Raw genomic sequence first — 12,564 nt, 5'->3', positions numbered from 1 at the left:
CCTTCGCCGATCTGATGGTCGGGAACGAGACCAGCGACGACGCGGCCGTCTGGCGGCTGAACGACGATCAGGCGCTGGTCGCCACCACCGACTTCTTCATGCCCATGGTCGTGTTGGGCGCCGCGCCGACCCCCACGCAAAGCNCTGATGGTCGGGAACGAGACCAGCGACGACGCGGCCGTCTGGCGGCTGAACGACGATCAGGCGCTGGTCGCCACCACCGACTTCTTCATGCCCATGGTCGACGACCCGTTCCACTTCGGGCAGATCGCCGCGACGAACGCCCTGTCCGACGTCTACGCCATGGGCGGGCGTCCGATCCTCGCCTTGGCCATCCTGGGCATGCCGGCGAATGTGCTGTCGTCCCGGACCATAGGTCGGGTGCTCCAGGGCGGCGCCGCCGCCTGCGCCGCGGCGGGCATTCCCGTCGCCGGCGGCCACTCGATCGACAGCGTCGAGCCGATCTACGGACTGGCGGTCATCGGCCTCGTTCGCCCCGATCAGGTCCTGACCAACCGCGGCGCGCGTCCCGGCGACGTCCTGCTGCTGACCAAANCCCATTGGCGATCCGCGTCAGGACGGCGTCCTCGTCGGTCCCCTGATCGACGACGCCTCGGCGCACGGCTAGTCGAGCCGATCTACGGACTGGCGGTCATCGGCCTCGTTCGCCCCGATCAGGTCCTGACCAACCGCGGCGCGCGTCCCGGCGACGTCCTGCTGCTGACCAAACCCCTCGGCGTCGGGGTGCTCAGCGCCGCCTTCAAACAGGAGCGGCTGGACAAGGAGGGCTATCGCCTCCTCAAGGAGACGACCACCCGGCTGAACACCCTCGGGACCGAGTTGGCGGGGCGCGCCGGGGTTCATGCGGTCACCGACGTCACCGGCTTCGGCCTGCTCGGCCATGCGCTCGAGATGGCGCGCGGAGCCGGGGCGACGGTCGAGCTGACATCCCGCCCGCCTGTCCTTGGCGACGCCCTCCGGCTGCTGGAGGAGGGCGTGCGCACCGGCGCCTCGGCCCGAAACTGGGCCGCCTACGGCCACGAGGTCGACGGGCTCGAAGCCGGAGTCATCCGCGACCTGCTGACCGATCCGCAAACCTCGGGCGGCCTGCTGATCGCCGTGGCCGAGGCCGAGGTCTCCGCCCTGCAGGCCCTCGCCCGGATAAACGGAAGCAGCGCCTTGCCTGTCGGCCGCGTCGTCGACGGTCCGCCGCGGGTGCGCGTCACGCCATGATCCGCCGCACCGTCGAGCTGTGTCCCCGGTCGCGCGACGCCTTCGACGCCATCATCGACGTGCGCAGCCCGGCCGAGTTCGCCCTCGACCACATCCCCGGGGCCATCAACCTGCCCGTGCTGGACGACGACCAGCGCGCGGCGGTCGGGACCGAATACGTCCGGGGCTCCAAATTTCTCGCCCGCCGCACCGGCGCGGCCATGGTGGCCCGCAATATCGCCGCCCACCTTGAAGGCGCCCTGGGCGACCGGGACGGAAGCTTCCAGCCGCTGGTCTATTGCTGGCGCGGCGGCCAGCGGTCGCACGCCATGGCCACGGTGATGGATCAGGTCGGCTGGCCGGTTTCCGTGGTGCACGACGGCTATCAGGCATGGCGGCGTCAGGTGAATGCGGCGCTGTACGATCATCCCGTCGCGCACCGGCTGGTTCTGCTGGACGGCCCTACGGGCTCGGGCAAGACGGCCCTGCTGACGGCGCTGGCGGGGCAGGGAATGCAGACGCTGGATCTGGAAGACATGGCGGCGCACCGGGGCTCGCTGTTCGGCGCCATGCCGGGCGGCCAGCCGTCGCAGAAGGCCTTCGAGACACGGCTGCACGACGCCCTGTCCCGCCTCGATCCCTCGCGCCCGGTGATCGCCGAGGCCGAGAGCAGCAAGATCGGCGCGCGGGTCATCCCGCCGATGCTCTGGGCCGCCATGGCCGCGGCGCCGATCGTCGAGCTGACCGCGCCCGCGGCCGCGCGCGTGGCCCACATCGTCGAGACCTATGCCGCCATCGCCGCCGATCCCGAAGCCCTCGACAAGGCCCTGACCCGCCTGCCGCGCCACCACGCCAGGGCCAGCATCGCCGAATGGCGCGCGCTGGCGGCGCAGGGCGAGATCGCCGAACTGGCCGCGCAGCTCATGGAGCTCCACTACGACCCGGCCTGGCTGCGCACCGGCCAGACCCGGAACCGGCCGGTGCTGGAGCGGGTGGCCGTGACCGACATGACCCGGTCCGGTCTGACGGAGACGGCGAAGGCGATCATCTCGGCCCTCGACGCCCGCCTCGCGGCCCCCTAGCTTCGCCGCATGACCCGTTCACGCACCGCCGCCCTCTTCTCATCGCTCAGCCTGTGGGTGCTGGTCGCCCTGGTCGGGGGACTGGCCGCCGGCGCGGCGGCGCAGGCCTACGGCATTCCCGGCGGGACCGGCACGGTCGCCCTCGTCGAGGGGCTGGGCCAGCTGTGGCTCAACGCCCTGCGCATGACCATCATCCCGCTGGTCTTCAGCCTGCTGGTCACCGGCATCGCCTCCATCGCGGATGCGGCGGCGACTGGCCGGCTGGCGCTGAAGGCGATCATCGTCTTCGCCTTGCTGCTGATCGGCGCCACCGTCTACGGTGTCCTCGCCTCCATGGGTCTGCACGCCATCTGGCCGATCGATCCGGAGGGCGGCCGGCTGCTGTTGTCCGGCGCGGTGGGCGATCAGGCCGTCCGTGAAAATCTCGGCGGCGGCGGCTTCTCCGCCTTCCTGACCAGCCTCGCTCCCGCCAACCCGATCCGCGCGGCGGCCGATGACGCCATCCTCGGCATCGTGGTCTTCGCCATCGTCTTCGGCTTCGCGACCACGCGCCTGTCGTCGCGCCTGCGCCAGCCGCTGACCATTTTCTTCGAAGCGGTGTCAGAGACGATGATCGTCATCGTCCACTGGGTGCTGCGCGCCGCTCCGGTCGGCGTCTTCGCCCTGTCGCTGGGCGTGGGCCTGCGGGCCGGTCTCGGCGCCGCCGGCGTGCTGGGCCACTACATCGCCATCGTCTCCCTGGCCCTGATCGGCCTGATCCTGCTGACCTATGTGGTGGCCGTCGTCTTCGGCCGGGTGACGCTGGGCCGTTTTGCCCGCGCCGCCGCCCCGGCCCAGGTCGTGGCCTTCTCGACCCAGTCGTCGCTGGCCTGTCTGCCGGTGATGGTCGAGCGCGCCATCGACCGTCTCGGAGTCTCCGCGGCGACCGCCGGTCTGGTCCTGCCGCTGGCCGTGGCCATCTTCCGCATCACCTCGACCGTGGCCAATCTGGCCGTCTGCATCTACGTCGCCCACCTGTACGGCATCGCCCTGACGCCCGGCGTTCTGTTCGCGGGCAGCGTGGCGGCCCTGGCCATCAGCGTCGGCACCGTCGGCCTGCCGGGCCAGGTTTCGTTCTTCGCCTCCATCGCCCCCATCGCCCTGGCCATGGGCTTGCCGCTGGACGTCCTGCCGCTGCTGCTGGCCGTCGAGGTCGTGCCGGACATCTTCCGCACGGTCGGAAACGTCACCGCCGACCTGACGGCCGCGCGGATCGTCGAGGGGCGCGACGCTGCGGCGGATCCCGAGGCGGCGTCGGGGATCTAGGGCCGTAGGCAGACGTCGGGAACGTCCGCAGGGGGTGGAAATCGGACTACGCCTTCAACTCGCGTTCGAGCGTTTGGACAAGTTCAGCAGCGCCCATGCATCGCGATAGAGGAGCGCCTTGACCGGCCCACTGCGCGCCGAAGCCGCTGTCTCCGGACGCCTTGGCGGCCGCGTTCAGGGACTTTCCTGCGTCGTATGCGACCGGGTAGTCGGGCGTCGCTTCCGTGGTCCCCTCGGCCCAACTGGTGAAGCGGTTCCGAAGGCAGCGGGCAGGCCGCCCGGAGATCGCGTTCGTCATGGTGGTGTGGTGGGCTGCGTCGCTGTGGAGGGCCGCGCGATATGCATCATCAGCCGCGCTCTCCGGGCAGCCGATGAACGCTGTTCCAAGTTGCGCCGCTGTGGCCCCAAGGTCGAGGACGGCTCGCACCCCTTGGCCGTCCATGATGCCTCCAGCAGCAATGACCGGAAGTCCGGAACGCGCAACGAGCAGCCTTGTCAGCGCGAGCGTTCCGAGTTGAGCGTCGGCAGCGGCAGGATCGAACACGCCCCTGTGGCCCCCGGCTTCGAAACCTTGGGCCACAACGGCGTCCATGCCCGCCTTCTTCGCTGCCAACGCTTCATCAAGGCTGGTCGCAGTGGCGATCAATACGCATCCGGCAGCGCGAAGCGCCTTCACCTTCGCCTCTTCCGGCAAGCCGAAGTGGAAGCTGACCACAGGGGGTGCTTGCTCGACCAGCACGCGCAGCATGTCGTCGTCGTCCGCAAAGCTCTGATAGATCGTCGCGAGCGACGGCGGCGGCTCAGCGGAGAAGCCCTCGAAGAGGGGTCTCATGGCGTCCAGCCACGCCGCCTCCCGGTCAGGATCGCGCCGAGGAGCCTCGTGAACGAAGACATTCACGTTGAACGATCTGTCAGTGAGCCGCCGAACGTCGCTAATCATCTGCGCTGCGCCAAGGGCGTTAGTGGCACCAACGCCAATGGAGCCAAGCGCCCCCGCGTTGGAGACGGCAGCAGCCATCACAGGGGTGGAAACCCCGGCCATCGGTGCCTGTATGACGGGAAGCCGGAGCGCGAGTTTATCGAGCAAGGTCATGAACCTGATTTGGGAGCCAGCCTTGATGTCAGCAATGGGTCGAAAGCGGTCTACCGTCTCCGATAGACGCGGCCTCAGTTCGCCGCCCATTTCAGCCTGTCCAGCACCTCGGCCGCGCGTAGCAGGGCGGTCGCCTCCGCCGCCTGCCCCTGACTGACCAGCCACGCCGCACGCCGGACCGCCTTCCTGAGCGCCGTGTATGGATCGATCCGCGGCGCCTCCGGCATGGCCTCCAGTTCGGCCAGCGCCATCAGGGCCGGCGGCGGATCGTCGGCTCCGCCGCGCAGCGGCCTCAGGTCCAGCCGTTCGGCGATCCGCTTTCGGGTCCATCCTTCGGCCATGGCGCGGCGGCGCAGATTGGCCAGCCCGACATCGAACCTGCGGGCGACGGACGGCGCCGACTCCCCGGCGACATAGGCCTTGCGCACCTGCGCCCACGTCTCCGGGCCGCGATATTTGCGCAGACGATAGTGTTCCATGGGTGAGAGGTTGGCATGCGGGTGCGTCAGAAACGGACGTGGGTTCCTCGACCGCCGTCATCCCGGCGAAGGCCGGGACCCAGCGGCGCGCGAGAGCGCGAACCTGTCGGAGCGCGATCGGCAGCCATCTTGCGTGAACAGGTCGCCTTTGGCGCCGCTGGGTCCCGGCCTTCGCCGGGATGACGACAAGGAAGGGTTCGCAACCGCACTTTCAGCCCCCTTTGCAGTTTCCCGCATAGCCGGACTAACCGGACTGCGCGCCGATCCGCTCCTTCTGCATGGTCGAAATAGCCGCCAGCTGGTCGACGACTGCAAAAGCCGCGGTCTTCACCCCTTCAGCAGCATATCCAGCCCCACCACGGCGCTCAGCCCCGCCGTGCAAACCAGATAGGTCAGCACGTTCGTCTTCCACCCGATCCGCAGCCTGCGGCTGGCCAGCACGGTCAGCGTCACCAGAAGACCGCTCGCCAGCACGGGCAGCGTCCACTGGCCGATGCCCAGCTCAAGGCTGATCCGGGCCTCATCGTTCGGATTGAAGTAGCTGATGCCCCCAGCCATCACCCGCATCAGGGCGGCGACGAACAGGAACGCATAGGCGCCCAGCAGATCGCGCCGCAGGATCAGCACCCAGGCCACGATGCCCTGGATCAGGGTGACGATCGGTCCGGCCGCCGAGATGATCAGATGGTCCCGCATCGTGACCGGCGATATCGGGCTGACGCTGTTCAGGTTGAACGTCATCTGATGGCCGAGGGCGGTCCCGGCCAGCCAGTGCGCGCCCTCGTGGATAAGCGCCGTCACGAGGACGACCCCGATCAGGAGCAGGTAAAAGCTCGCGCCGACGCGACGAATGTTTCTCATGGATGGATCCCCCTTTCGGGTCAGGAACCATGCCGTCGTCGCGCCGTCGAGTTACCTATTTCTCATATTTGAGAACGGCTTAGTGCGCGTAATCCTGGATCGGCCGCACATCCAGCTCGCCGGCCTTGATCGCCCCGATCGCCTGCGCCGCCGCCAGCGCGCCGGCCGTGGTCGTATAGTAGGGGATCTTCATCATCAGGGCCGTTCGCCGCAGCGAGAAGCTGTCCAGCAGCGCCTGCTTGCCCTCGGTGGTGTTGAAGACCAGCTGGACCTCGCCGTTCTTCATCGCGTCGACGATGTTGGGACGGCCTTCCAGCACCTTCTTCACATGGCCGACGGGCAGGCCCTGCCCGGTCAGATAGGTGTGCGTCCCGCCGGTGGCGACGATGCTGAAGCCCTCGGCCAGAAGCGTCTTCACCGCCTCGACGATGAACGGCTTGTCGCCGTCCTTGACCGACACGAAGGCGCAGCCGGCGACGGGCAGGGTGGTGCCGCCGCCGATCTGGCTCTTGGCGAAGGCGCGGGCGAAGGCGGGGGCCATGTCGGCCTCGCCGTCGCGCTTCCAGTCCAGACCCAGTCGACGCCGGCGAAGCGGGCGAAGGGGAAGACGGCTTCCTTGACCGCGATATGGTCGTACGGCTTGTCGGCCAGGCCGAAGGATTTCAGCGGCACGCCGGCCATGACCTTGGCGGCGATCGAGGCGATCGGCTGGCCGATGGTCTTGGCCACGAAGGGCGCCGTGCGGCTGGCGCGCGGATTGACCTCCAGCACGAAGATGCGCGGGGCGTCGCTGTGGGGCTCCTCGATGGCGAACTGCACGTTCATCAGGCCGCGCACCTTCAGCGCCCGGGCCATGGCCTCGGTCTGTCGCTTCAGCTCGGTCACGATTTCCGCCGACAGCGAGAAGGGCGGCATCGAGCAGGCGCTGTCGCCCGAATGCACGCCGGCTTCCTCGATATGCTCCAGCACGCCGGCGACGAAGACCGTCTCGTCGTCGCACAGGGCGTCGACGTCCACCTCGGTGGCGCGGTTCAGATAGTGGTCGATCAGGACGGGATCGTCGCCCGACACCCGCATGGCCTCGCCGACGTAGCGGTCCAGCTGCTCGCGGTCGTGGACGATCATCATGCCGCGTCCGCCCAGCACGTAGGAGGGGCGCAGGACGACGGGATAGCCGACCTCGTCCGCCTTCTGCGCGGCTTCCTCGGCGCTGCGGGCCAGGCCGTTGGGGGGCTGCATCAGGCCGATGTCGTGCAGCATGACCTGGAACCGCTCGCGGTCCTCGGCCAGATCGATGGAGTCGACGCTGGTGCCCAGGATCGGCACCCCGTCCTCCTGCAGCGCATGGGCCAGCTTCAGCGGCGTCTGGCCGCCGAACTGGACGACGACGCCGATCAGGTCGCCCTTCGACCGCTCGACGTCGATCAGCTCCAGCACGTCCTCGGCCGTCAGCGGCTCGAAATACAGGCGGTCCGAGGTGTCGTAGTCGGTCGAGACGGTCTCGGGGTTGCAGTTGACCATGATCGACTCGACGCCGATGTCGTCGAAGGCGAACGCCGCGTGGCAGCAGCAGTAATCGAACTCAATGCCTTGCCCGATCCGGTTGGGGCCGCCGCCAAGGATGATGGCCTTCTTTTTATCGGTCGGGTTGGACTCGCAGGCGGGGATCTGGCCCAGCGCGCCGGTCTCATAGGTCGAATACATATAGGCCGTGGCCGAGGCGAACTCGGCGGCGCAGGTGTCGATCCGCTTGAACACGGGTCGCACATTCAGGCCGCGGCGGGCCTTGCGCACGGCGGCTTCCGTGGAGCCGACAAGTTGGGCCAGACGGGCGTCCGAGAAGCCCTTGGACTTCAGCTTGCGGAAGTCGGTCTGTTCGGTGGGCAGGCCCTGAACCCGGATGTGGCCCTCGGTCCTCACGATGTCGGCGATCTGGCGCAGGAACCACGGCTCGTACGAGCAGGCGGCGTTGACCTCCTCGACCGACAGGCCGTGGCGGAAGGCCTGGGCGATGACCAGGATCCGGTCCGGCGTCGGCTGGCCCAGCGCGCGCACGATGGCGGCGCGGGCCGAGGCCTCGTCCTCGACATCGACGACGCCGTCGATCTCGATCTCGTTGAACCCGGTCAGGCCGGTCTCAAGGCCGCGCAGCGCCTTCTGCATCGACTCCTGGAAGGTCCGGCCGATGGCCATGACCTCGCCCACCGATTTCATCGAGGTCGACAGGGTCGCCTCCGCGCCGGGGTATTTCTCGAAGGCGAAGCGCGGGATCTTGGTGACGACATAGTCGATGCTCGGCTCGAACGAGGCGGGCGTGACCTGGGTGATGTCGTTGGTCAGTTCGTCCAGCGTGTAGCCGACGGCCAGACGGGCGGCGACCTTGGCGATAGGGAAGCCGGTAGCCTTGGAGGCGAGGGCAGACGACCGCGACACGCGCGGGTTCATCTCGATCACGACCATGCGGCCGTCGGCGGGATTGATCGCCCATTGCACGTTCGATCCGCCGGTCTCGACGCCGATCTCGCGCAGGACGTTGATCGAGCCCGTGCGCATCCGCTGGTACTCTTTGTCGGTCAGCGTCAGGGCCGGGGCGACGGTGATGGAGTCGCCGGTGTGGACGCCCATCGGGTCGATGTTCTCGATGGAGCAGATGATGATGCAGTTGTCCGCCTTGTCGCGGACGACCTCCATCTCATACTCCTTCCAGCCCAGGACGCTTTCCTCGACCAGCACCTCGGTCGTGGGCGACAGGTCCAGACCGCGCTCCACGATCTCGCGGTATTCCTCGACATTGTAGGCGATGCCGCCGCCGGTGCCGGCGAGCGTAAAGGACGGGCGGACGATGGCCGGCAGGCCGACGAAGGCCAAGGCGTCCTCGGCCTCGTCGATGTGGTGGATCGCCTTGGAGCGGGGGCTTTCCAGACCCAGCTTGTCCATGGCGTCGCGGAATTTCTGGCGGTCCTCGGCCTTGTCGATGACGTCGGCTTTCGCCCCGATCATCTCCACGCCCCACTTCTGCAGCGCGCCTGACGCGTCGAGCGCCAGCGCCGTGTTCAGCGCCGTCTGCCCGCCCATGGTCGGCAGCAGGGCGTCGGGCCGCTCCCTGGCGATGATGCGCTCGACGAACTCCGGCGTGATCGGCTCGATATAGACGACGCGGAGAAGCTTCGCGATTTCAAGAAANCTGGTCATTCACGACGTCGTCGTACTTCAGCAGGTTCTTGCGCTGACGCGTCGAGCGCCAGCGCCGTGTTCAGCGCCGTCTGCCCGCCCATGGTCGGCAGCAGGGCGTCGGGCCGCTCCCTGGCGATGATGCGCTCGACGAACTCCGGCGTGATCGGCTCGATATAGGTGGCGTCGGCCACCTCCGGATCGGTCATGATCGTGGCCGGGTTGGAGTTGACCAGGATGACCCTGTATCCCTCGGCCTTCAGCGCCTTGCACGCCTGGACGCCGGAATAGTCGAATTCGCACGCCTGACCGATCACGATCGGCCCGGCGCCGATAATGAGGATCGACTGGATGTCCGTACGTTTGGGCATCTCAGCCTCCGNGTGACTGGCGCGGTTGGCCTTTGCGCTTGCACGCCTGGACGCCGGAATAGTCGAATTCGCACGCCTGACCGATCACGATCGGCCCGGCGCCGATAATGAGGATCGACTGGATGTCCGTACGTTTGGGCATCTCAGCCTCCGCTAGTTCGTCACGACCGCGCACTCCCAGCCGTCGTAATCGAGCTGGAAGGCCGCGGCCCAGGATTGCATCATGGCCGAGACCGGGGCGAAGGACGCCTCGTCCACGGCCATCGTCGTTTCGAGGATGGTGGCGTCGTCCTGACCCCGGGTCAGGAAACCGGCGCGCCGCGCGACCTCGTTCAGGTCGTCGTGGTCCCCTTCGCCGTAGAAGTAAAACAGCGTGTGCCGCGGCGTGATCCCGCTGTCGCCATGCGCCGCGAGAGACGCACGCACCATGGCGTCGCGGTCTTCGTGGGGGATGGCGTCGTCTGACACGGGGGCGGGCTCCTTGCGCGCGCGGCTTCAGGCGGCGGCAGGGCGCCGGCGCGGATCGGTCGGGTTGTCGGTCAAGCGGCCCGTCTAAAGACGGGGGGAGGCGGTGGCAAGGCCGTGGGGTCCGCAGACGTGAAAAAGCGGCGGCTCGGGCGCGGCTGTTTCCTTGCTCCGTCGCAAACGGGCGCGATTCCATCGCAATGCGCTCGCTGTCCGCCGGCGGCCGGTCCACCAACCGGGAGTGCGTGTGAACAGGTGGATCCGGCGATGAAGAATGCGGCCTCGGTGAAGACAGTCCTGGCGGTTGTCATGATGACGAGCTTCGGCGCGACCGCCGTGGCCCAGGAGGCCGTCCCGGCCCCCGCGGGCGCGCCCGCAGACAGCGGCTTTCAGGTCGTACGGCCCGGAGACAGCCAGATGAGTTGCGAGGCGTTGATCGCCGAGGCGAACGCCTTGAATGCGCAGATGGCCGCTCAACAGAGCGCCCTCACAGAGCGGGCGATGGAGTCGAGCCGCGGCATCATGCGCGCGCAACAGGTTCAGTCAGGCGTGTCGACCGCTCTGAGCGTGGGGTCCATGATCGGTGCGATGATTCCCGGAGTCGCGCTGGCGCTCGACGCGGCCCAGAGCGTGGCCGGCATGGCCCAGCAGGCCACCGCCGCGGCCCAGCGACAGCAGATGATGAATGACATGGATCAGATGATGACGGACGCCCAAGCCAGCGGCCGCGACCTGATGCCGTTGATGAACCGCGCCGACCACCTGACCGACCTCTCGATGGCCAAGGGCTGCTAGGGCGGGAACCGCTACGATCCCTGCCCGCGGCTATGCCGGTCAGGCGCGTGACGCGATCCAGCCCGGCAACTCACTGATGCTTCCCAGCGCGCCGTAGCGGTCGTTGGATGCGGGCGCGTCGGCCAATTCATGCGCCCAGGTGATGACGTACGGAATGTGCACCGCCCAGGCGCCCGCCGCCAGGGCAGGCAGGACATCCGATTTCATCGAGTTGCCGGCCATGACGGCCTCATCGGCGCCCGTCCCGTGCCGCGCGAAGACGCGGTCGTAGGTCTGGCGATCCTTTTCGGAAACGATCTCGATCGCCGCGAACAGATCGCCAAGGCCTGACGCGGCCAGCTTGCGTTCCTGGTCCAGCAGATCCCCCTTGGTGATGAGCACCAGACGATAGGATTCCGACAGGGCCGCGAGCGCTTCATCGACCCCCGGCAGTGTTTCCACCGGGTGCGCCAGCATTTCCCGCCCCGCAGCCAGGATTTCACGTACGACCGACGCCGGCGCCTCGCCGCCCGTGAGCTCCATGGCGGTTTCGATCATCGACAGGGTGAACCCTTTGACGCCGTAGCCGTAAAGGCGAAGGTTCCGTTTCTCGGTCTCGGCGAGGCGCGCCATCAGGGTGGAGTGGTCGGCGTGGTCGGTCAGCAGAGCGACGAAGCGGTCCTGCGTCAGCCGGAATATGGTTTCGTTGTGCCAGAGGGTATCGTCGGCATCGAGGCCGACCGTGGTGATGCTCATGCCGCTCCCTAACACTGGAGTGCGCGTCGCGGGAGAGGGGCAAAGGTGTCCCGAAACGAAGCCGGCCATGGTCAACGTGCTTTCACCAGGTTTGTAAGGGTTACGTTTTCGAGTGGGGGCGTATCGTGCAGACGTGGAAAACCCCAGCGACCAGCCGAGGAGGCGGTCATGACCTCGGTTCCAGCGTATCCAGCGACCGACAACCGTGGTGAAAGCCCCGCGTATTCACCGCTGGGCGAGCGCCGCGCCTACGCGGCTCCCTATGAAAGCCTGACCTTCAGCCTGGTGACGCGCGCCGGGCGGGAACTGGCCATCACTCTGGCCGCACAGCCCGTCTTTGATCTGGATCGTTCGATCCCTGTGAGCCGACGCATCCGGCGCATCGTCCGGCATCGGGGTGGAGAGTCTGCCCTGGCTGCCCTGGGGCGTCGGACGCTTGAACCGACAGACCTTAAGCGCATCGACCTTCAAACCCTGAATCACGGCCTGGAGTTGCTGCATCTCGGCCCCGATGACGTCGGCGTGCTGCCGGCCTTCTGGCGAACGGTGTCCGCGAGCCGGGGACGGTTCGCCCTCCTGTGCACGGAGCTGCAGCAGGGCTCGAACCCCGGAAACCTCCTCATCGAGGTGATGGGCGGGCTCGAACAGGCGCAGCCCGACGTCATCGATGAAACAGTCTCGCATTTCGAGAAAGAGGCGATGGGGGTGATCCTGCACATCGCGCCCGATCCCGGCCTTGTCCGCCGGCTGGCCGGCGTCCGCGCCCGTTGCCTGGCCATCGACTTCGCCGGCGTCGCTCATGACGGACCGCTGGAGTGGCGGGCGGCCCACGATCTGATCGCAGCGGCGCGCCAGACCTGCGATCAGGTGATGCTGCTGAACCTGAGGCCCGACCGGGGCCTGGCCGCCCAGGCCGCGGGCGCGACACACGCCGTGTTCGCCGGCATGGATGCGATCACGGTCTAGGGCGGTTGACGCCGCCGCCGCCGCCGCGC

The 12,564-nt window shown here is 68.0% G+C and carries 10 protein-coding genes and 3 pseudogenes; 6 read left to right on the top strand and 7 right to left on the bottom strand.

The window, feature by feature from the left end; all coding sequences use genetic code 11:
* Window positions 1–144 precede the first annotated feature (144 nt).
* From selD to ASD25_RS14650, 4 genes and pseudogenes are all read left to right on the top strand, one after another.
* Window positions 145–555, top strand: a pseudogene (gene selD, locus ASD25_RS32025) (selenide, water dikinase SelD); the annotation flags it as partial.
* Between the two features lie 189 nt (window positions 556–744).
* Window positions 745–1,233 (top strand): AIR synthase-related protein, encoded by a 489-nt coding sequence (locus tag ASD25_RS29490; RefSeq protein ID WP_369816608.1) that lies wholly within the window; start codon window positions 745–747, stop codon window positions 1,231–1,233.
* A complete protein-coding gene (gene mnmH, locus ASD25_RS14655; protein WP_056618140.1) occupies window positions 1,230–2,294 on the top strand; it encodes a tRNA 2-selenouridine(34) synthase MnmH in 1,065 nt (354 codons plus the stop codon). The genes ASD25_RS29490 and mnmH overlap by 4 nt, the downstream gene beginning before the upstream one ends.
* 9 nt (window positions 2,295–2,303) lie before the next feature.
* Window positions 2,304–3,599, top strand: coding sequence for a dicarboxylate/amino acid:cation symporter (locus tag ASD25_RS14650; RefSeq protein WP_056618137.1), 1,296 nt, complete (start codon window positions 2,304–2,306; stop codon window positions 3,597–3,599).
* A gap of 46 nt (window positions 3,600–3,645) precedes the next feature.
* Here the strand turns inward: ASD25_RS14650 and ASD25_RS14645 are convergent, their stop codons facing one another.
* The 6 genes and pseudogenes from ASD25_RS14645 to ASD25_RS14615 all read right to left on the bottom strand — a co-directional run bounded on the left by ASD25_RS14645 (window position 3,646) and on the right by ASD25_RS14615 (window position 10,042).
* Window positions 3,646–4,692, bottom strand: coding sequence for a nitronate monooxygenase family protein (locus ASD25_RS14645; RefSeq protein WP_056619166.1), 1,047 nt, complete (start codon window positions 4,690–4,692; stop codon window positions 3,646–3,648).
* Between the two features lie 74 nt (window positions 4,693–4,766).
* Entirely contained in the window at window positions 4,767–5,171 is a 405-nt protein-coding gene (locus ASD25_RS14640; RefSeq protein WP_056618134.1) for a hypothetical protein, read from the bottom strand.
* A gap of 327 nt (window positions 5,172–5,498) precedes the next feature.
* Window positions 5,499–6,032, bottom strand: a complete 534-nt coding sequence (locus ASD25_RS14635) for a hypothetical protein (protein ID WP_056618131.1) — start codon at window positions 6,030–6,032, stop codon at window positions 5,499–5,501.
* A 79-nt stretch (window positions 6,033–6,111) separates the two neighbouring features.
* A pseudogene (carB, locus tag ASD25_RS14630) lies at window positions 6,112–9,215 on the bottom strand (carbamoyl-phosphate synthase large subunit); the annotation flags it as partial.
* A 125-nt stretch (window positions 9,216–9,340) separates the two neighbouring features.
* Window positions 9,341–9,574, bottom strand: a pseudogene (locus tag ASD25_RS14625) (hypothetical protein); the annotation flags it as partial.
* Window positions 9,575–9,727: 153 nt separating this feature from the next.
* Window positions 9,728–10,042: a hypothetical protein gene (locus ASD25_RS14615; RefSeq protein WP_235562738.1), complete on the bottom strand. Its 315-nt coding sequence runs from the start codon at window positions 10,040–10,042 to the stop codon at window positions 9,728–9,730.
* A 252-nt stretch (window positions 10,043–10,294) separates the two neighbouring features.
* On the opposite strand from ASD25_RS14615, the gene ASD25_RS14610 reads away from it, so the two are divergent.
* Window positions 10,295–10,834, top strand: a complete 540-nt coding sequence (locus ASD25_RS14610; RefSeq protein WP_156389323.1) for a hypothetical protein — start codon at window positions 10,295–10,297, stop codon at window positions 10,832–10,834.
* A gap of 39 nt (window positions 10,835–10,873) precedes the next feature.
* Here ASD25_RS14610 and ASD25_RS14605 read toward each other — a convergent pair whose 3' ends face one another.
* Window positions 10,874–11,569, bottom strand: a complete 696-nt coding sequence (locus ASD25_RS14605) for an HAD family hydrolase (protein ID WP_056618125.1) — start codon at window positions 11,567–11,569, stop codon at window positions 10,874–10,876.
* A gap of 168 nt (window positions 11,570–11,737) precedes the next feature.
* Between ASD25_RS14605 and ASD25_RS14600 the strand changes: the two genes are divergently transcribed.
* Entirely contained in the window at window positions 11,738–12,535 is a 798-nt protein-coding gene (locus ASD25_RS14600) for a hypothetical protein (RefSeq protein ID WP_056618122.1), read from the top strand.
* Window positions 12,536–12,564 lie beyond the last annotated feature (29 nt).

It is taken from the genome of Brevundimonas sp. Root1423, from assembly GCF_001426805.1.
Note: the sequence above shows the minus strand (reverse complement) of the source record. Positions and strands in the feature narration are given on the sequence as shown.